Origin of the sequence: Pseudomonas lundensis, from assembly GCF_002269125.1 — a bacterium.
GTDB classification, from domain to species: domain Bacteria; phylum Pseudomonadota; class Gammaproteobacteria; order Pseudomonadales; family Pseudomonadaceae; genus Aquipseudomonas; species Aquipseudomonas lundensis_A.
This window is the reverse complement of record NZ_NQKI01000009.1, coordinates 89189-107181: the sequence shown is the minus strand read 5'-3', so window position 1 is coordinate 107181 and position 17993 is coordinate 89189. Positions and strand designations below refer to the sequence as shown.

Below are 17993 nucleotides of genomic sequence, written 5' to 3'. Positions count from 1 at the left end.
GAAATTCAATCCATTGAAATTGAAAGGCTTGCATTGAAAAGCCGTTGAAAAGGAGGGCTTGTGACAGACCCCATCTTTCTGTCGAAGAGCGCCTTTGCGGCTCACATCGGCAAGGCGCCGAGTTACATCACCTGGCTTCGAAAGAACAACCGACTGGTGCTGTCGGCGGACGAAAAGCTGGTTAACGTCGACGCCACCATCGCGCTGATTCGCGAGACGGCCGACCCCAGCAAGGCCGCCGTCGCGGCCCGGCATCAAGCGGATCGGGTGCAGCGCGACGTGACCAGCCAGTTGTCCCCGCTGGTCGAATCCACGCCGAGCATGGCTGCGCCGCAGCCCGCCATCGGCCCGGCTGGCAAGCAACCTGACTTCCAAAAGGCCCGTGCCCATCGCGAGTACTACCTGGCGCAATTGGCCGAGGCAGAATTCCACAAGGTGCAGGGCTCGCAGGTCGAGCTGGAAGCAGTAAAAACAGGCGCGTTCAATGCGGGGCGTTTGCTGCGCGATCAACTGCTGGGCATGCCACCGCAACTGGCCCCCGAGTTGGCCGCCATGACTGACCCGTGGGAAATCGAACGCCGCCTTACCGCTGCAATCCGCGCTTCGCTGGAAGACGCCGAGCGCATGTCGTCGGCTGACCTGGTTCACGCCCTCAACCACAAGAGTTAACCCATGCACACGGAAATCCCGAACGGTGCAGAGGTGTACCGCGAGGCGTATTTCCGTGGGCTACGGCCTGACCCTTCGCTGTGGGTCGACCAGTGGGCCGACGAGTACATGCGTATCCCGCGTGACACCGGTGCCGCCGAGCCCGGTCAGTACCGCACCTCGCGCACGCCGTATGCACGCGAGCCCATGCGCTGCCTGTCACCGGCGCACCCCTGCAAACGCGTGGTCACGATGGTGGCTTCGCAGTTGATGAAAACCCAGATCGCACTGAACTGGATTGGCGGCCTGATCCACATGGTGCCGTCCAACATCCTGACCCTGCTGCCCAGCCTCAGCTTGGCCAAGCGGGTGTCGTCGCGAATTGGCAAGACCATCAAGGCCACGCCGGTACTGCGTGAGCGCGTGGCCGCGACCCGCTCGCGTGATGCGCGCAACACGATGGACACCAAAGAGTTTGAAGGCGGCTCGCTGTACGTCACCACCGCCGGTTCTGCGGCCAACCTGGCCGAGCTGTCGGCGCGCTACATCTACGGCGATGAGATCGACCGCTGGGACGTGGACGTGGGCGAAGAGGGCGACCCCATCGAGCTGGCCGAAACCCGGGGTAGTACCTTCGGCCGAAACGCCAAGTTCTACTTCTCCAGTTCGCCGACGATCAAGGGTGCGTCGCGTATCGCTGACCTGTTTGAGACCAGCGACCAGCGTTACTACTACGTGCCGTGTCCGCACTGCGGCCATATGCAGGTGCTGGAATGGGAAAACCTGCACTACTCGGCCGATTACCGGGTGGTGCATTACCAGTGTGCCGCGCCAGATTGCGACGTGCTGATCGAAGAACACCACAAGGGTCAGATGCTGGCCCGGGGCGAATGGCGCTCCCACGCGCAGGGCGACGGCGAAACCATCGGCTTTCACCTCAACGCCCTGTATTCCCCGCTGGGTTGGATGGACTGACCGTCGCTGGCCAAGCAGTTTGAAAAGGCCAAGAAGGCGCAGAACCGGGGCGACCTGGAGCCCATGCAGGTGTTCTACAACACCCGTCTGGCCAAGGTCTGGGACAGCGCCCAGGAACAAACCAAAGCCACGGTATTGAGAGACCGCGCCCGCCTTGAACCCTACGGCCTCGGCGCGATGGTTCACCGCGTGCTGATGCTCACCGCCTCGGTCGACGTACAAGCCAACCGTCTGGAACTGATGGTGATGGGCTGGGGTGTGGGCATGGAGCGCTGGGTGATCGACTTCCAGATCATCTGGGGCGATCCGGCAGACGAGCGCACCTGGGCTGTGCTAGATGAAAAACTAAAGGTGCGCTACCCGCACCCATGCGGCGTCGGCTTGGGCATTCTCGCCACCGCTGTGGACTCCGGTGGCCACCACACCGACGAGGTCTACCAGTTCTGCCGAGTGCGCCGGTGGCGCAACATCTTCGCCATCAAGGGCGCGAGCAAGCCGGGCAAACCGGTGATCGCACAACGCCCGTCGATGGTCGACGTGACCTGGAAAGGCCAGACCGAACGCAACGGCGCCGAGCTGTGGTTCGTCGGTACCGACACCGCCAAGGACTGGATCTACAACCGTTACCCGTTTGAAGACGGGCCGGGCGCCTTGCACTTTGCCAACGACTTGCCGGACGAGTTCTTCGACCAGTGCGTGGCCGAGCGCAAGGTGGCGCGGTACGTGCGCGGTCACAAGCGCATTGAGTGGGTGAAGGGCAAAGCCGAGCGCAACGAAGCCCTCGACTTGATGGTGTACAACTTGGCGATGGCGCATTACCTGGGCCTGAACCGCTACAAGGAACACGACTGGGAACGCATCCGCCAAGCCCTGGCTCAGGCCGGTTTATTCGATGAGAAATCGGTACAGGCCGAGCGCCTCACCGCCCCGGTCGCAGCTCCTGCGTCGCCCGTGCAACAAGTGGTCGCATCAGTTCCACTCTCAGCCACCCCGGCTCTGCCACCGCAGCCGGTCGCACGACCCCCACAACGTCGCAGCTCCAGCAGCGGCTACCTCAAGAGACGCTGACTATGTCCTTTACCCAAAAGCACCTCGACGCCGTTGAGTCGGCCATCGCGCGCGGCGAGAAAACCGTGCGTTATGCGGATCGCACCGTGGAGTACCGCACGGTCGATGAGTTGCTCAAGGCCCGCGATCAAATCCGCACTTCGTTGGTCGCATCAGCCGGACCGCGCTCAAAAGTGGTCCGGCTTTACCACGGAGGCAAGGGACTCTAATGGCGCGCCAATACCCAACCCTGACCCGCAACGGCTTTCTGTTGCCGGAGCGGATCAAAGCCAGTTACGAAGGGGCCGGTGAGGGCAGGCGCTCGGCCAGTTGGGACGCGCCCGATGTGGGCATCAACAGCCTCAACACCCCGGCCTTGCGCAACTTGCGCGCCCGTTCACGCTCGGCGGTACGCAACGATCCGTACGCGTTCAACGTCATCGACAAACGCGTCAGCAACCTGATCGGCACAGGCATCACCCCGCGTCCCAAAACCGAAGATGATGCCCTGCGAAAATTGCAGCAAGACCTGTGGGATGACTGGGTCGACGAATCAGACGCCGATGGCCTGACCGACTTCTACGGCCAGCAGGCGCTGATTGCCCGCACTGTCGAAACCGCCGGTGAGTGCTTTGTACGCTTACGGCCACGCGGTCTGGACGAGGATCTGGCAGTGCCATTGCAGCTCCAGGTACTCGCCCCGGAGTTTGTGCCCCATGACAAATTTGAGCCGTGCAAAAACGGCAACAGCATCCGCGCCGGGATTGAGTTCAACCCGGCGCACAAGCGCGTGGCCTATCACATGTACCGCGTCCACCCACGCGATGCCTCGTCGCTCAATGCCGGCTACAACCAGCTGGTACGCGTTCCGGCGGAACAAGTGCTGCACATCTTTGAACCTGTAGAGCCCGGCCAGTTGCGCGGGGTGCCGCGTTTGGCCCCGGTGCTCAAACGCTTGCGCAGCCTCGACAACTACGATGACGCGGTGCTGTTTCGTCAGGAAGTGGCCAACCTGTTTGCCGGTTTTATCTCGCGGCCACCGCCCGAAGCCACGCAGCAACCGCGCGATCCGATCACCGGCTTGCCGCTGACCGAAGACCGCGACGGCTTCACCCCGATGGTCGCGCTGGAACCCGGCACCATGCAGGAACTGGGGCCGGGCGAAGAGGTGGAGTTTTCCAAACCGCCGGACGCGGGTAACAACTACCCGGACTTTATGCGTCAACAACTGATGGCCGCAGCCGCCGGGACCGGCACGCCTTACGAAATCCTCACCGGCGACATGCGTGAGGTTAACGACCGGGCGCTGCGGGTAGTACTCAACGAGTTCCGCCGTCGCCTGGAGCAACTGCAATTCGGCGTGTACGTGCACCAACTTTGCCGTCCGGTGCGGGCCGCATGGCTGGACATGGCTGTGCTCGCCGGACGCCTGACACTGGTCGACTACGCCCAACGGCGCCGCGAGTACCTGCGCACCCGCTGGGTGCCGCAAGGCTGGGCCTATATCCAGCCGGTGCAAGACATTCAGGCGCGAATGATGGAGGTCAACGCGGGGTTCAACTCCCGCAGCGAAATGGTCCTGCGTCAGGGTTACGACGCCGAAACCGTCGACGAAGAAAACGCCGCCGACCAAAAACGCGCCCGCGAGCTGGGCCTCAACTACAAAACACTGGTCGACCTGCCCATCGAACCGGCCGACAAGGAGACGCCATGAACAGGCTACGCATTTTCAACAAGGCCGGTGATCCACCGCTGCCGCAGGACAAACACTGGTACAGCCTCAAGGCCAGCGGCGAGGCCGAAGCCCGCAGCATCGAGGTGTACGTTTATGGCGAGATCGGCACCTGGGGCATCACCGCCAACCAGTTTGTCCGCGATCTGGCGGCGCTCGATGACGGTGTGTCGCCGATTGTGGTGGCGTTCAACAGCATCGGCGGCGACCTCTTTGATGGCTTGGCGATTCACAACGCCCTGTCGCGGCTGGGTGAGCGCTGCACCGGCCGGGTCGATGCCTTGGCAGCTAGTGCGGCCAGTGTCGCGGTGTGCGGCGCACACAAGGTGGTGATCGCGTCCAATGCCATGCTGATGATCCACAACCCTTGGACCTACGCGGCAGGCGATGCAGAGGATCTGCGCAAGGTCGCCACGGCGCTGGATCAGGCGATGGAAGCCATCATCGCGGCGTACAAGGCCAAGGCGCCGAACATTGATGAAGTCGAACTGCGTCGACTGGTTAATGCCGAGACCTGGCTCACCGCGAGCGAAGCGGTGGCTCTGGGGCTGGCCGATGAAGTGGGTGAGGGCGTTAAGGTCAAAGCGTGTTTGGGACAGGGCGGTGTGTTGCAGCGTTATCAGCATGCGCCGCAAGCCTTGCTGGCTCAGTTGGACGAGCCGCCAGAGCTACCGCCAGAACCAGAACCAGAAACGGAAAAGCTGCCCGTTGTTGACTCGGCCGCATTGGCCTTGCTGATCACCCAAAGCTGCAACACGGCTGGGATCAGCAACCTGATCGAACCCATCATCAACACCACCAAGTTGGCCGACGAAGCTACGGTCAACGCTGCGATCAGCAACGCCAAGGCCGTGCGCGACCTGTGTGTCGCGGCACGCTTGCCCGAGTTTACTCAGCAGTTCGTAGCCTCCGGTCTAACCGCCGAAGCGGTGCGCGGTCGTCTGTTCGACAAGCTGGTCAGCGGCGGCGGGTTTGAGATCGACAACAGCCTGCCGATCAACGACGACCCGGTGCCGAAAACCCAGGCCAAACAACCTGACACCAACGCGATCTACGCGGCCCGTCGCGCCGCCCAGACAGGGGTAAAAGCATGACCATCAAACATGAGCCGATGCACGCGGGTGAGTTCCTGCTCTCGGAAGGCGCGGGCAACATCTCCCGCGAAGCCATCAATGTGGCCGCAGGCCCGGCATTGAACCCCGGCCAAGTCCTTGGGCTGGTCACTGCTTCGGGCGAATTTGCCCCGTACGTGCCGACCGCCGAAGACGGTAGCCAGACCGCCGTCGCTATTCTGTATGGCCCGCTGGGCGAGTCCGACATTGTGCGCCGTGGTCGTGCAGTGGTGCGCCTCGCCGAAGTCAGCGAAGCGCACCTGACCGGCCTCGATCCCGAAGGCGAAAAATCCTTGGCTGAGCACTTTGTGATCGTGCGCTAAGCCAACCGCCCCCTTATTGCACCCCGCCACCGAGCGGGGTTTTTACTTTCTGGAGAGTCCCAATGGCCGACATCGCCATCTTTGAAGACGATGCGTTTTCTGTTTCGTCGCTGACCGCTGCCATCAACGAACAACCCTACCAGCCCGGCCGCTTGAGCAGCCTTGGTCTTTTTCAGGAAGAGGGCATCACCACCCTGACCGTGCAGATCGAAAAAGACGGCGACACCCTGGCCTTGGTGCCGGCCGGTGAGCGCGGCACTTCGGGCCTGATCGTCGGTGCCAGCAAGCGCACGCTGATCCCGTTCAATACCGTGCACCTGCCGGAGCGCTTCACCATCAAGGCTGACGAGATTCAGGGCATTCGTGCCTTCGGTACCCGCAGTGAGTTGCAAGCGGTTCAGGACGTGGTCAATGCACGCTTGCTCAAAGCGCGTCGTCAGCTGGACGTGACCCACGAATTCCAGCGAGCCGGCGCCTTGAATGGTCAGATCCTCGACGCAGACGGCAAGACGGTGCTGCTCGATCTGTACAAAAGCTTCGGCGTTGAACGACAAAGTATGTCGATGGGGTTGAACATTGCAGAGACGGACTTCCGTGTTAAGTGCGGTGAAGCCCTGGACCTGCAAGAAGATGCGCTGGGCAGTGTCACCAGCACCGGTGCCCGCGCGTTCTGCGGCAAGCACTTCTGGAACAAAATGATGGGCCTCAAGGCAATCAAAGAGACCTACGTGAGCTCGGCACAAGCCGCAGCGTTGCGCGGTGATGCTCGTGAGAGCTTCGAGTTCGGCGGCATTGTCTGGGAGCGCTATCGCGGCAAGATCGCAAGCGTGGCGTTCGTCCATGACGACAAAGCCCTGCTCGTACCCGAAGGCGTCCCCGACCTGTACATCTCCGCCTTCGCCCCGGCCGACTATATGGAAACGGTCAACACCCAGGGCATTCCGTACTACAGCAAGATCGAACCGATGCCGTTCAACAAAGGCATGGCCGGCGAAGCGCAGTCCAACCCGCTGCACATCTGCACCCGACCGCGCGCGCAGATCCTGCTGGAGTTGTAGCCGTGGGCATCCGCGATCTGGTGGCCGACATCGACAGCGTGATCTTCGACGTGCTGGCCGACACGGGATACATCGAAGGCCGCGCCGAGCCGGTGCTGGGCATGTTCTCGGCGCCGTGGAAACAGCCGCAAATCGGCCGTCTCAATACCGGCCTGCGCGAACCGCATTTTGTGGTGCGGGTCGCGGACTCGGACGGCCTGAACAAAGGCCTGAAAGTCACCATCGACCTGCCTGCGCTGGATGGTGGCGGCGATTACGACCTGTTGCAACTGGAACCCAGCGGTGACGGGCTGGTGTCACTGATCTTGAGGAAACGCCTATGAGTATTGGCAGTTTCAGTGAAGTCAAAAAGAACAGCGGCATGCTGCATATTCAGGCCTCAGCCGAAGACCTCAAAGCCTTCGCTGACTTGGTTACCTTGGTGCCCGGTGCTGCCGCCAAAGCGCAGCGCCGGGCAATCAACAAAACCTTGGGTTGGTTACGCACCCATATCGCCCGGGCCGTGGGCAAGCAGGAACGCATCGCGGTCAAGGCAGTGCGCCAACGCTTGCGCAGCTACCCGGTAGACGGCGGCGCACTGCGCGGCAAGTTGTGGTTCGGCATCAACCCGCTGGAAGCCAGCCGGGCAGGGCGCGCCCGGCAGACGAGAGCCGGGGTGTCCGTGGCCGGGCGGCGTTACCAAGGCGCGTTTTACAAAAAGGTCTATGGCAATCAGGCCGAAGTGTGGATTCGTACCGCGAGCAAACACTTTGACCCGGCGGATTACCCTGATAGCAACGTCACCTCTCAGACCGGGCCCAGCTCTGGATTTGTGGGTGAAAACAGCGACCGCTTTCCGCTGGCCAAAGCCAAAATCTCACTGGAAGCCGTGCGGCCCCACTTTGAAGCCTGGAGCCGCAAAGCCGACGACCGTTTGATGCAGATCCTCAAGCAAGAGATGAACTTCGAGCTGCAAAAATACTTGAAGGGGGCGCGCCGTGTCTGAGCAACCCTTTAGCCTCGACCAGCTGTATCAGGCCATCGAACAGCACATTGGGCAGCATTTGCCGGGTGTGCAAATGGTCGGCTTTTGGCCGGACGTTCAGCACCATATCCCGCTGCCTGCGGTGTTTCTCGACATTGCCGAGATCGAACCCGGACAGGAGGCGGGCACCGGACAAACCACCCTGACCATCACCTTCGAAGCTCGGGTGATTGTCGACGTGATTCGCGCCGACCACTACCCGCAAGCGGTGCATCTGGCCACGCAACTGGCCGTGTTATTGCGCGCTCAATACTGGGGCTTGCCCGTGCAGGCCGCAGAGTTCCAGCGCTCGACCCAAGACTGGACGCGCCCCGAGCTGGACGGCTACACCGTGTGGCTGGTCGAGTGGACACAAACCGTCTACCTCGGTGAGCTGTCGTGGCCGTGGCCCGATGAGCCGCCCGGATCGCTGCTGATCAGCGTCAACCGTGAAGACTACGTCGCCCCCGAGGATCTGTAATGAGCTACGCCATCGCCGAACATGACCGCATGATCGCGGCCATGCTGATCCCGTGCTATGTGGTCGCCGTGGACTTGGCGGCATCGCCACCGGCCTGTCGGGTCTCTACTGGCAACTGGACCAGCGCCTGGGTGCGTTGGCACAGCGTGGCGGCGGGCAAGGCCCGGCACTGGCGCTCACCGAGCCTTGGCGAGCAGGGTGTGCTGTTCAACCCCAGCGGTCAGGCAGGCATGGGCACCTTTGTGCCGGGCTTGTACGGCGACGCCGGGGCACCGCCTGACAATCGTGATCATGTCGAAGTGTGGCGGTTTGATGATGGAGGCTCGCTGGTCTACGACTGGCAGGCCAAGAGCTACACCATCACCTTGCCCAGCGGCACTGTGACAATCGAGGTCGGCGGCAGCTCGGCGGTGGTCACCGACAGCGCAATTACTGTCAAGGCCGAAGCGATCAACCTGACCGGGAAAATCACCCTGAATGGCGACGTGGTGATCAACGGATCGAGCTTGACTCACAACGGGCTGAATGTGGGATCGACGCACACCCACAAAGGCGTAACTCCCGGTGCGGGATTAACGGGCATACCGTCTTAACCAACCTCGCTACGGCGAGGTTTTTATTACCTGGAGAACACCATGAGCAAAACACCTGACGACAAAGCCACCGTCCCGGCGCTGGAAAAGAACGCCCCGGTATTGAGTCCGGCTCGCGTCTTTCGCGACAAGGTCTACACCTCACGCACCCTCATCCTGCCCAGCGGCGCCGCGCTGCCCGTCGCCAAAGGCCGTGTCCACGCGGCGGACGATCAGCAGTTCCAGTTTCTCGGCACCCACCCGGACTTTGAACGCCTCACGGAGTAACCCGCCATGATCGGAATGGATCGCCACACCGGCGCGGCCCTTTCCGGCGTTGAGCATTTGCGCCAATCCATTGCCGACATCCTCACCACCCCGGTGGGCAGTCGGCGCATGCGACCGGCCTACGGCTGCCAGTTGCGCCGCTTTGTCGACATGCCGATCACGGCGGGCTGGAAAAGCGCGGTACAGGCCGAAGTCGCCCACGCCCTGAACCTCTGGGAGCCGCGCTTCAAATTGCAGTCGGTGCGCGTCTCGGCAGTGCTCGAAGGCGTCATCAGTTTTGAACTCAAGGGCCAGTACCTGGGCGATGCCGTAGCAATGGAGGTGAGTGCATGAGTACCGTGGATTTGTCGGCCCTGCCGTCACCGGAAGTGCTGGAATCGCTGGACTTTGAAGACGCCTATCAGGAGGAACTGGTGGTGTTTCGCGCTTACATGGGCGACAACTGGAACGCGGAGCTGGAGAGCGATCCAGTGGTCAAGCTGCTGGAACTGGGCGCGTATCGCCGGTTGCAGATCCGCGCGCGGATCAACGATGCCTCCAAGTCGCTGCTGTTGGCCTACGCCCAGCGCACCGACCTCGATCACCTCGCGGCTAACGTGCGGCTCAAACGCTTGGTGATTCAGGAAGCCGATCTGCAAAGCGTGCCGCCGGTGCCGCAGGTGATGGAGCTGGATGACGCGTTACGCGAGCGCATCCAGCTGGTGTACGAGGGCCTGACCACCGCTGGGCCGCGCAACAGCTACATCCTGCACGCGCGCAACGCCTCGGCGCTGGTGGCCGATGCTCAGGCCGAAAGCCCAAGCCCGGCTCACGTAGTGGTCACAGTGTTGCACCTGGAGGGCAACGGCGTGGCCGATCCAGCGCTGCTGGCCAAGGTGCTGGAGTACCTCAGCGACGAAGACATTCGCCCGGTCGGGGACCGGCTCACGGTGCGCAGCGCCGAAGTGAAGGAGTACCGCATTGACGCCGTGCTGCACATGGCCGGTACCGGCTCTGAAAACGAAGCGATTCTTGCCGAAGCGACCCGACGCCTCGCGTCATGGATCAACCCGCGTCGGCGTCTGGGCGTGGAAGTCGCCCGCTCGGCGATTGATGCGCAACTGCACATCACCGGTGTTAGCCGTGTGGACTTACCGGGCTGGGTCGATATTCCACGGGCCAAGCATCAAGCCGCCTACTGCACCGGCTACAGCGTGACCCAAGGCGGTGCCGGATGAGCCTGTTGCCGCTCAACAGCACCCAACTGGAGCGGGGCATCGAAGCGGCGATTGACCACAACCCCGCGATTCCGATTCGCACCCTGTACAACGCGCGAACCTGCCCGGTCCACTTGCTGCACCAGTTGGCGTGGGCATGGTCGGTAGACCGTTGGGACAACCGCTGGAGCGAACAGACCAAGCGCGCCGCGATTGAGTCGACGTTTTTCATCCACGCGTACAAGGGCACCATCGGCGCGTTACGCCGCGTGGTCGAGCCGCTCGGCTACCTGCTGGAAGTGATCGAGTGGTGGCAAACCGTGCCGCAGGGCGAGCCGGGCACCTTCGCCCTCAAAGTCGGCGTGTTGGAAACCGGCATCACCGAGGAAATGTACCAAGAGCTGACCGCTCTGATCGACGACGCCCGTCCTGTCAGCCGCCACATGAGCGGCTTGGCCATTAGCCTGGAAACCAGCGGCACGGTCTTCATGGGCGCCTGTGTTTACGAGGGCGACGAACTCAGCGTTTACCCCCCGACTCAACGGGACATCGACGTCAGTGGCTACGTGCCAATCGGCGGCCGCGAACATCATATCGACACGATGGACATTTACCCATGACCGATCAAAACAGCCAATTCTTCGCCATCCTCACCGCCATCGGTGAGGCAAAACAAGCCAATGCCGACGCCTTGGGCATCCCGTGGACATTCTCCAAAATGGCCGTGGGGGATGCTAACGGCACTGAGCCGATGCCTGATCGGTTGCAAACCAAGCTCATCAACGAGCGACGCCGCGCGCCGTTGAACCAGGTGAAGGTTGATCCCAAGAATGCCAGCGTCATCATCGCCGAACAGGTCATCCCGGAAAACGAAGGTGGCTGGTGGGTGCGTGAAATCGGTCTGTACGACGCCGCCGGCGATCTGGTGGCCGTTGCCAACTGCGCCCCCACGTTCAAGCCGCTGCTGACCCAAGGTTCAGGGCGTACGCAAATCATTCGGCTCAACTTGATTGTCAGTAGCACGTCGAACATTGAATTGAAGATTGACCCCTCCATCGTTCTGGCGACCCGCGAGTACGTGGACACCTGGTTTACCAATGTGCTGCCGCCTACGCGTCCAGCGGGCACTTACACCAAGGTTGAGATCAATACCCGGGGCATTGTGGTCGCAGGCAGCAACCCCACCACGTTAAAGGGGTACGGCATCACCGATGCTTTACCCCTCACGGGCGGAACACTGACGGGCGCGATCAATTTGACCGATGCCAAGAGCCTTTATATTCGAACTGTTGAGTCGCAGACTTGGGCTGCTGGAGTCATTGCCGGGCAGTTTGGTGGAGAGAAGGCCGGGGTTGGGTTTCTGGGAAGTTACGGAACAGTTACGCGGGCGTTTATGGCGTTGGGGGCAACGCCTTGGGTCAACGGCAATGGCATGCGCATCTCGGCTGACGGCGTGGAAATAGCAGGGCCGATTACCGGTGAGGGTTCAGGATTGACCAATCTTAGATTTTCAGCCCTGACAGGTACGCCCAACTCACTCGCCGGCTATGGCGTTGCCTTTGCCAGCCAAAGCGAAGCGGAAACCGGTGCTGATACCAACAAGCCAATGAGCGCATTGCGGGTATTTCAAGCCATCGCCAAGAAGGTTGTTCAAGCCACCGAGAGTGCATTGGGCATCGCAGGTATCGCCACTCAGATGCAGGTCAATGCCGGCACCGACAACAGCACCATCGTCACGCCTAAGAAATTGCGCTGGGGGTTTCAGATGGTGATTGGCCGAACTGGCTACATCATTTTGCCAACGTGGCTAAACGGCTGGATTGTCCAATGGAGTGCTGCCATCTCGCTCACAGGCTCTGCAATCAACACTACACGTTTCCCTATTCCGTTCCCTAATGATGCCGGGGCTGTGATTGTAGGGGCGTACAACAACGCTTCATCAGGCGACTACACCGTCAGACTTAGCGATGGCGTGAACGGGGCGAACGGCGGTGCAGTTTCAAACGACAGCTTTAAAACTTACAACACTGGCGTGACAGGTTCTGCGGGCCTCTCTTACATCGCAGTAGGCAATTGAGTTCACATTATGAAATATGCGACGTTTCACCCAGACGGAACACTCAACCTGCGTCTGATCAAGGGCACTCACGTCATCCCTGACGATGCTATCGAAGTCGACTCAGTGCTATGGCAAAAACTGATCTGTGAAGCAGACGGTATCTGGACACTGGGCACAGACGGGGAAATTACCAAGCAGCCCTTTCCTGTGATCGAACAGACGCGTGAAGACATTGAGCGTTTGAGACTGGGAGCCTACGCCGAACCCGTTAGCGGATCTGACCGCTTCTTTGCCGAAGCGAACCGCATGCAGGTCATGGGTGAGCCGGGCTGGGAAGCCGTCCGGGATGCTGGCATCAAACGTTTCAATGAGATTCAGGCGCTGTATCAGTGGCCTGAATAGCCAGAGCGCTAACCCTAAGTTCAACACACTACACAAGCCCCGCACTGCGGGGCTTTGTCGTTTCTGGAGCATGACCCTATGAGCACAACCAGCCGTTTTCACGGCGTCACCGTCGCGCTGGTCGATACCGGCGCGCGTACCATTGCGCTGCCGTCGACCTCTATCATCGGCCTTTGCGACACCTTCACCGTCAGCCCGGCCGCATCGGCCAAACCCAATGACCTGGTGCTGTTGACCAGCGAGCGCGAAGCCATTGCCGCGTTCGGTGAAGACGCTGCCATCACCCGCGCGGCCAAGGCTGTGTTCTTGAAAGCCAAAGCCGTGATCGTCGCCTGCGGCGTGGCCGTGCTGGAAGACGCCGCGCTGCAAACCTCGGCCATCATCGGCGGCGTGCTGGCCTCGGGTCAGCGTACCGGCCTGCAAGCCTTGCTCGACGGCAAAAGCCGTTTTAATGCCCAGCCGCGTCTGTTGATCGCGCCCAAGCATTCCGCCACCCAAGCGGTGGCCACTGCGATGGACGCTCTCGCCGGCAAGCTGCGCGCCATTGCCATTATCGACGGGCCCAATACCACGGACGAAGCCGTACTGGCCTACGCGCAAGAGTTCGGCAGCAAGCGCATCTACATGGTCGACCCGGGGGTGCAGCACTGGGACACCGTAACCAGTGCCACGATTGATTCGCCGGCCTCAGCTTTTGCTGCGGGCCTGTTCGCCTGGACAGACACCGAGTACGGCTTCTGGGCCTCGCCGTCGAACAAGGAGTTTGTCGGCATCACCGGCACCTCGCGGCCCATCGAGTTTTTGGACGGCGACGAAACCAGCCGCGCCAACCTGCTCAACAACGCCAACATCAGCACCATCATCCGCGACGGCGGCTACCGCCTGTGGGGCAACCGCACGCTGTCGACCGATTCCAAATGGGCCTTCGTCACCCGCGTGCGCACCGTCGACATCGTGATGGACGCGATTCTGGCTGGGCACAAATGGGCGGTCGACCGCTCGATCACCAAAACCTACGTCAAGGACGTGACGGACGGCCTCGAAGCCTTTATGCGCGACCTGAAAAATCAGGGGGCGGTGATCAACTTTGAAGTCTATGCCGACACCGCGCTCAACACGGCCAGCCAGCTGGAGCAGGGCAAGGTGTACTGGAACATTCGTTTCACCGACGTGCCGCCTGCCGAGAACCCTATTTTCCGAGTCGAAGTCAGCAACCAATGGTTGACCGAAGTGCTGGAACCCGCCGCCTAAGGAGGCCGCTCAATGATTCCTCAAGTGCTGTATGACACCCACCTGTTTATGGGCGGGATCAGCTTTGCCGGCGACGTGCCGTCCGTGACCCTGCCCAAGCTCACCGTTAAAACCGAATCCTTCCGGGGCGGCGGCATGGGCGGTGAAATCGAACTGGACGTGGGTCTGGAAAAACTCGAAGCCAGCTTCGTCACCATTGGCGTGCGCCGTGAGGCCATGAAGTTTTTCGGCCTGGCCGACCAGACCAGCGGCAACGCAGTGTTTCGCGGTGCCTTCAAAGGACTTGGCGGCAAAGTCACTCCCGTCATCGCCACCATGCGCGGCTTACTCAAAGAGCTGGATATGGGCGACTGGAAGCCCGGCGAAAAGGCTGAAAGCAAGTACGCGATGGCGCTCCAGTATTACAAATTGGAAGTCGAAGGACGTGTGATTTACGAAATCGACATGGTCAATTGCGTGCGCGTGATTGATGGCGTCGACCAAATGGCAGATGTACGCAGCGCCCTGGGCCTATAAGGAAATCTCGCATGACCATCACCACTGAAAAGAAAGTACCGAGCTGGCTCAAACTGAGCGACGAAGGCGTCACCGTGACCCTGCGTTATCCGACCGAGCTGAACAATGTCAAAACCGACACCCTGGTGATGCGCGCACCCACGGTGCGCGACGTACGCGCTGCCGGCGCAGTCTCCGGTGGCGATGCCGAAAAGCGTGAATTGCATTTGTTTTCCAGCCTGACCGAAGTCGCCCCCAACGAGCTGGAAGGGCTCAAGGTAGTGGACTACAACCGCGTGCAGGAAGGCTATTTTCGTCTGGTCGACGAAAGCGAACTGTAACCCCGTCACCCTGAAACAACTGGCTAAGCGCTTGGCGTCGGAAACGAGCTTTTCCGCTGCCGAGATCATGGCCATGCCGTTCTCGGAAATGATCTGGTGGCTCACGGACTGAGCCACCTGCCGCGCATCACAGGGTAGGGCAAACAGATGGCAAACAAACTCGCACTCGGGCTGGTGATCGGTGGGGCCGTCAGCTCCACCGTGGGCTCGGCCTTTAAAGAGGTGGAAGGGCGGATCAAGAAACTGGAAGCCGCCGGGGCCAAGGCCCGGGTCATGCAACGCCAGATCGGCGACACCATCCGGTTGCGCAACGAATGGAAAAAAGCCCACGACACCGGCGCCGCCGGCGCATCAACACTCCTTAACAAACTCAATGCCAACCTCGACAGCCTGCGCAAGCAAGGGATCGAGGTCGGTCGTCTCGACAAGGCCTATCAGGCGCTGGGTCGCACTGCGCAACAAGCAGACCTGAAAGCCAAAGGTCACACGCAAATTAACCAAGGCCGGGCCACGGTCAAAAGCAGCATAGGCAAGGCCGCTGTCGGCGTGGCCGCACTGGCTGCCCCGACCAAAGTCAGCGCCGATTACAACGCAATCATCCGTGACATCGCGATCAAGGCCGGCGTGGCCAATGCCCCGCAAGAACAACAGATGTCGCGCACCATCATCACCACCTCGCGTGACACCGGACTGGCCCGCAACGAAGTGGCCAACGTGGTCAACGAACTGGTGGGTGCCGGCATGGACTTGGCGAAGGCGCTGGAATACGCGCCGGTGGCGGCCAAGTTCGTGGTGGGCCAAGGTTCGGGCAGTGCTGAAACGGCAAAGATGATCAACGCCCTGGGGCAGAACGCCAAGATCACTGACGCCAAAGAGATGCAGCAGGCACTGGAAGCCATCGCCTTTCAAGGGCAGGCGGGCAGTTTTGAAGCCAGCGACATGGCGCGCTGGTTTCCTGAACTGTTGGCCAACATGGGCAAGCTCGGCATCACCGGTATGGATGCGGTGACCCAACTGGGCGCCATGCTCCAGGTGCAAATGAAAACGGCGGGCGGCGCCGACGAAGCGGCCAACAACATCAAAAACTGGATGGACAAAATCGGGTCGTCACAGACCGTTGATGCCTACAGTAAAGCCGGTATCGACTACGAAGGCTCGATGCGTACAGGCCTGCAAGAAGGCATGTCCACGCTTGAGTCAAGCATGGCATTGGCCAAGAAATACATCGAGCAGACCGACCCCAAGCGCGCCGCCCAAATGGCCGAAGCCACCGCGCAAATCAGCAAGGAAGCCAACCCCGAAAAAGCCAAGGCCATGATGGCCTCGCTGGAACAGGCATTGCGCACCGGCGACATCTTTTCGGATATGCAGGTCAAGGCTGCGCTCACGGCCTATATGCAAAACAAGGAGCTGTACGGCCAGCTCAAACGCGAGTCCCGCGATGCCAGCGGCATCCTCGACAAAAACCTCAGCGAGCGTCGCGAATCGTCTTCGCAGAAATGGGCCGAGATGGCCCAGTCGATGGACGACGCCATGCGCTCGGTGGGTGACGCCATTAGGCCGATCACTGACGGCGTGGCCGAAGGGCTGACCTCGGTGGCCAAGGGCATCACCGCACTCAGCGACCGCACCCCGGGCTTGGCAATGGGGCTGACCGTGCTGGCCGGTGGTGCCCTGACCCTGCAAGGGTTGTGGGGCTCACTTAAAATCGGTAAGGGCCTGTTTAACCTGGCCCGGGGCGCGATGGGCGGCCGTGATGGGAAAGGCGTGCAGAAGGTCTTTGTCACCAACGCCGGCGACGGCGATGAAAAGGAGGAGGGCAAAGGCTCCAAAGTTCTGGCCCTCGCCGAGATAGGCCTTAAAGCTTTCGCCGGCAAAAAGGACGGTGACGGCAATGCCGCCGAAGGGGACGAAGCAGACAGCGAAAGCAAAGGCTTCAACCCCATCGAAACCGGCCTCAAGGTACTGGATGTGCTCCGCGAAGCCAAAAACGACGAAGACGGCGGTGACGACTCCGGGCCGCAAAAGGTCTTTGTCGTGAACGCGGCTGCGATGGGTGGCGGTGCCGGTGGCCAAGGCCGCCGTCGACGCGGCAGCAACCGCAACACGCGTCGACGCGGTGGCGGTCCGCCACGGCCACCCCGGCCACCGGTACCGCCCGTTCCACCTGTCCCGCCAAGCCGTACCGCGCGGGCAATGGGACTGGTCGGTAAAGCCAGCAAAGTGATCCCGGGTGCCGCCTTGTTTGAAGGCGTTATGAAGGGCGTTGATACCTTCCAGAATGCCGAAACGCAGGACGAGAAAGCCGAAGGCTACGGCGCAGCAGCGGGCAACATGGCCGGTGCATTGGCAGGCGCTGCCGCCGGCGCGGCCATAGGTTCCGTGGTGCCTATCTTGGGCACGGCGGTGGGTGGTCTGATTGGCGGCTTGCTCGGCAGCATGGGCGGCGAATCGCTGGGTATCAGCCTGGGTAAATCGTGGTTCGGCAGCGATGATGAAAAGCCCGCTGAACCTGAGAAACCTCAAGCCAAGCCAGCGGGTGACATGCCGGCGCCGGTGGTTGTTAGCCCTGTGCCGTATGACCCGCGTGGCCCGAATGTACAAAATCCCTTTGTGGTTCCAGCTGTGATCACCACGCCACGGTTCCCGGGCACGGATCGAGTGTCCCCATCACCCATGCAACAGGAGAGGGCTGCCAACCAGGACGCGTCACGCGTGCTGCCCGGCGCAGTCAACATGGGCGACGTGGTGCGTTCGTTCGCAAGTGCCACACCGCCGGCGCCGCTGGTCATGCCGCCGAAGGTTGAGCCAGTGCTCAAGGTCGAACCGCCAAAGATCAATCAAAAAATTGATGTCAACGCGGCGCTGTCCGTCACGGTGCAAGGCGACGTCAAAGACCCGGCCGCGTTGGCTCGGGAATTACAGCCGCACCTGCAACGGCAGATCGAGCAAATCAACCAGCAAATGTCGAACCGCAACCTCTACGACGAACCGCACCTCTGAATAAGGA

At 61.2% G+C, this 17993-nt stretch carries 20 protein-coding genes and 1 pseudogene; all 21 read left to right on the top strand.

Annotated features, from left to right (window positions below):
* Positions 1-60 precede the first annotated feature (60 nt).
* The 21 genes and pseudogenes from CJF39_RS08235 to CJF39_RS08135 all read left to right on the top strand — a co-directional run bounded on the left by CJF39_RS08235 (position 61) and on the right by CJF39_RS08135 (position 17986).
* On the top strand, positions 61-669 hold the full coding sequence (locus tag CJF39_RS08235) for a terminase small subunit (protein WP_094992972.1): 609 nt from the start codon (positions 61-63) through the stop codon (positions 667-669).
* 3 nt (positions 670-672) lie between these two features.
* Positions 673-2691: pseudogene (locus tag CJF39_RS08230) on the top strand (phage terminase large subunit family protein).
* 2 nt (positions 2692-2693) lie between these two features.
* Positions 2694-2900, top strand: a complete 207-nt coding sequence (locus CJF39_RS08225) for a phage head-tail joining protein (RefSeq protein ID WP_094992971.1) — start codon at positions 2694-2696, stop codon at positions 2898-2900.
* Positions 2900-4384, top strand: coding sequence for a phage portal protein (locus CJF39_RS08220; protein ID WP_094992970.1), 1485 nt, complete (start codon positions 2900-2902; stop codon positions 4382-4384). Before CJF39_RS08225 ends, CJF39_RS08220 begins: the two co-directional genes overlap by 1 nt.
* The gene (locus CJF39_RS08215) at positions 4381-5496 is read left to right on the top strand and encodes a head maturation protease, ClpP-related (RefSeq protein WP_094992969.1); all 1116 of its coding nucleotides are present in this window, start codon (positions 4381-4383) and stop codon (positions 5494-5496) included. Before CJF39_RS08220 ends, CJF39_RS08215 begins: the two co-directional genes overlap by 4 nt.
* Positions 5493-5837 carry a head decoration protein gene (locus CJF39_RS08210; RefSeq protein WP_047275417.1) on the top strand — a complete coding sequence of 115 codons (345 nt, stop codon included), beginning with the start codon at positions 5493-5495 and terminating at the stop codon, positions 5835-5837. Before CJF39_RS08215 ends, CJF39_RS08210 begins: the two co-directional genes overlap by 4 nt.
* A 62-nt stretch (positions 5838-5899) precedes the next feature.
* Positions 5900-6895 carry a major capsid protein gene (locus tag CJF39_RS08205; protein ID WP_094992968.1) on the top strand — a complete coding sequence of 332 codons (996 nt, stop codon included), beginning with the start codon at positions 5900-5902 and terminating at the stop codon, positions 6893-6895.
* 2 nt (positions 6896-6897) lie between these two features.
* Positions 6898-7218 carry a head-tail joining protein gene (locus CJF39_RS08200; protein ID WP_094992967.1) on the top strand — a complete coding sequence of 107 codons (321 nt, stop codon included), beginning with the start codon at positions 6898-6900 and terminating at the stop codon, positions 7216-7218.
* Positions 7215-7880: a hypothetical protein gene (locus tag CJF39_RS08195; protein ID WP_094992966.1), complete on the top strand. Its 666-nt coding sequence runs from the start codon at positions 7215-7217 to the stop codon at positions 7878-7880. Before CJF39_RS08200 ends, CJF39_RS08195 begins: the two co-directional genes overlap by 4 nt.
* Positions 7873-8379, top strand: a complete 507-nt coding sequence (locus CJF39_RS08190; RefSeq protein ID WP_094992965.1) for a hypothetical protein — start codon at positions 7873-7875, stop codon at positions 8377-8379. The genes CJF39_RS08195 and CJF39_RS08190 overlap by 8 nt, the downstream gene beginning before the upstream one ends.
* On the top strand, positions 8379-8972 hold the full coding sequence (locus tag CJF39_RS08185; protein ID WP_094992964.1) for a phage baseplate assembly protein V: 594 nt from the start codon (positions 8379-8381) through the stop codon (positions 8970-8972). The genes CJF39_RS08190 and CJF39_RS08185 overlap by 1 nt, the downstream gene beginning before the upstream one ends.
* Before the next feature lie 42 nt (positions 8973-9014).
* On the top strand, positions 9015-9239 hold the full coding sequence (locus CJF39_RS08180) for a hypothetical protein (protein WP_094992963.1): 225 nt from the start codon (positions 9015-9017) through the stop codon (positions 9237-9239).
* A gap of 6 nt (positions 9240-9245) precedes the next feature.
* Positions 9246-9572, top strand: coding sequence for a GPW/gp25 family protein (locus CJF39_RS08175; RefSeq protein ID WP_094992962.1), 327 nt, complete (start codon positions 9246-9248; stop codon positions 9570-9572).
* Complete coding sequence (locus CJF39_RS08170; protein ID WP_094992961.1) at positions 9569-10456, top strand: baseplate assembly protein; 888 nt, start codon at positions 9569-9571, stop codon at positions 10454-10456. The genes CJF39_RS08175 and CJF39_RS08170 overlap by 4 nt, the downstream gene beginning before the upstream one ends.
* On the top strand, positions 10453-11055 hold the full coding sequence (locus CJF39_RS08165) for a phage tail protein I (RefSeq protein ID WP_094992960.1): 603 nt from the start codon (positions 10453-10455) through the stop codon (positions 11053-11055). Before CJF39_RS08170 ends, CJF39_RS08165 begins: the two co-directional genes overlap by 4 nt.
* Complete coding sequence (locus tag CJF39_RS23310) at positions 11052-12512, top strand: phage tail protein (protein ID WP_094992959.1); 1461 nt, start codon at positions 11052-11054, stop codon at positions 12510-12512. Before CJF39_RS08165 ends, CJF39_RS23310 begins: the two co-directional genes overlap by 4 nt.
* A 9-nt stretch (positions 12513-12521) precedes the next feature.
* Complete coding sequence (locus tag CJF39_RS08155) at positions 12522-12896, top strand: hypothetical protein (protein ID WP_094992958.1); 375 nt, start codon at positions 12522-12524, stop codon at positions 12894-12896.
* A 78-nt stretch (positions 12897-12974) separates the two neighbouring features.
* Complete coding sequence (locus tag CJF39_RS08150; RefSeq protein ID WP_094992957.1) at positions 12975-14147, top strand: phage tail sheath subtilisin-like domain-containing protein; 1173 nt, start codon at positions 12975-12977, stop codon at positions 14145-14147.
* Positions 14148-14159: 12 nt separating this feature from the next.
* The gene (locus CJF39_RS08145) at positions 14160-14663 is read left to right on the top strand and encodes a phage major tail tube protein (protein ID WP_094992956.1); all 504 of its coding nucleotides are present in this window, start codon (positions 14160-14162) and stop codon (positions 14661-14663) included.
* A gap of 11 nt (positions 14664-14674) precedes the next feature.
* Positions 14675-14983, top strand: coding sequence for a phage tail assembly protein (locus tag CJF39_RS08140; protein WP_094992955.1), 309 nt, complete (start codon positions 14675-14677; stop codon positions 14981-14983).
* Positions 14984-15130: 147 nt separating this feature from the next.
* Positions 15131-17986, top strand: a complete 2856-nt coding sequence (locus tag CJF39_RS08135; RefSeq protein WP_094992954.1) for a phage tail tape measure protein — start codon at positions 15131-15133, stop codon at positions 17984-17986.
* Positions 17987-17993 lie beyond the last annotated feature (7 nt).

What these genes read in the sequence shown, in the direction of transcription:
- CJF39_RS08225 (WP_094992971.1), top strand. Translation starts at nt 2,694, where the DNA reads ATGTCCTTTACCCAAAAGCACCTCGACGCCGTTGAGTCGGCCATCGCG.
- CJF39_RS08220 (WP_094992970.1), top strand. Translation starts at nt 2,900, where the DNA reads ATGGCGCGCCAATACCCAACCCTGACCCGCAACGGCTTTCTGTTGCCG.
- CJF39_RS08215 (WP_094992969.1), top strand. Translation starts at nt 4,381, where the DNA reads ATGAACAGGCTACGCATTTTCAACAAGGCCGGTGATCCACCGCTGCCG.
- CJF39_RS08210 (WP_047275417.1), top strand. Translation starts at nt 5,493, where the DNA reads ATGACCATCAAACATGAGCCGATGCACGCGGGTGAGTTCCTGCTCTCG.
- CJF39_RS08205 (WP_094992968.1), top strand. Translation starts at nt 5,900, where the DNA reads ATGGCCGACATCGCCATCTTTGAAGACGATGCGTTTTCTGTTTCGTCG.
- CJF39_RS08195 (WP_094992966.1), top strand. Translation starts at nt 7,215, where the DNA reads ATGAGTATTGGCAGTTTCAGTGAAGTCAAAAAGAACAGCGGCATGCTG.
- CJF39_RS08185 (WP_094992964.1), top strand. Translation starts at nt 8,379, where the DNA reads ATGAGCTACGCCATCGCCGAACATGACCGCATGATCGCGGCCATGCTG.
- CJF39_RS08180 (WP_094992963.1), top strand. Translation starts at nt 9,015, where the DNA reads ATGAGCAAAACACCTGACGACAAAGCCACCGTCCCGGCGCTGGAAAAG.
- CJF39_RS08175 (WP_094992962.1), top strand. Translation starts at nt 9,246, where the DNA reads ATGATCGGAATGGATCGCCACACCGGCGCGGCCCTTTCCGGCGTTGAG.
- CJF39_RS08170 (WP_094992961.1), top strand. Translation starts at nt 9,569, where the DNA reads ATGAGTACCGTGGATTTGTCGGCCCTGCCGTCACCGGAAGTGCTGGAA.
- CJF39_RS08165 (WP_094992960.1), top strand. Translation starts at nt 10,453, where the DNA reads ATGAGCCTGTTGCCGCTCAACAGCACCCAACTGGAGCGGGGCATCGAA.
- CJF39_RS23310 (WP_094992959.1), top strand. Translation starts at nt 11,052, where the DNA reads ATGACCGATCAAAACAGCCAATTCTTCGCCATCCTCACCGCCATCGGT.
- CJF39_RS08155 (WP_094992958.1), top strand. Translation starts at nt 12,522, where the DNA reads ATGAAATATGCGACGTTTCACCCAGACGGAACACTCAACCTGCGTCTG.
- CJF39_RS08150 (WP_094992957.1), top strand. Translation starts at nt 12,975, where the DNA reads ATGAGCACAACCAGCCGTTTTCACGGCGTCACCGTCGCGCTGGTCGAT.
- CJF39_RS08145 (WP_094992956.1), top strand. Translation starts at nt 14,160, where the DNA reads ATGATTCCTCAAGTGCTGTATGACACCCACCTGTTTATGGGCGGGATC.
- CJF39_RS08140 (WP_094992955.1), top strand. Translation starts at nt 14,675, where the DNA reads ATGACCATCACCACTGAAAAGAAAGTACCGAGCTGGCTCAAACTGAGC.
- CJF39_RS08135 (WP_094992954.1), top strand. Translation starts at nt 15,131, where the DNA reads ATGGCAAACAAACTCGCACTCGGGCTGGTGATCGGTGGGGCCGTCAGC.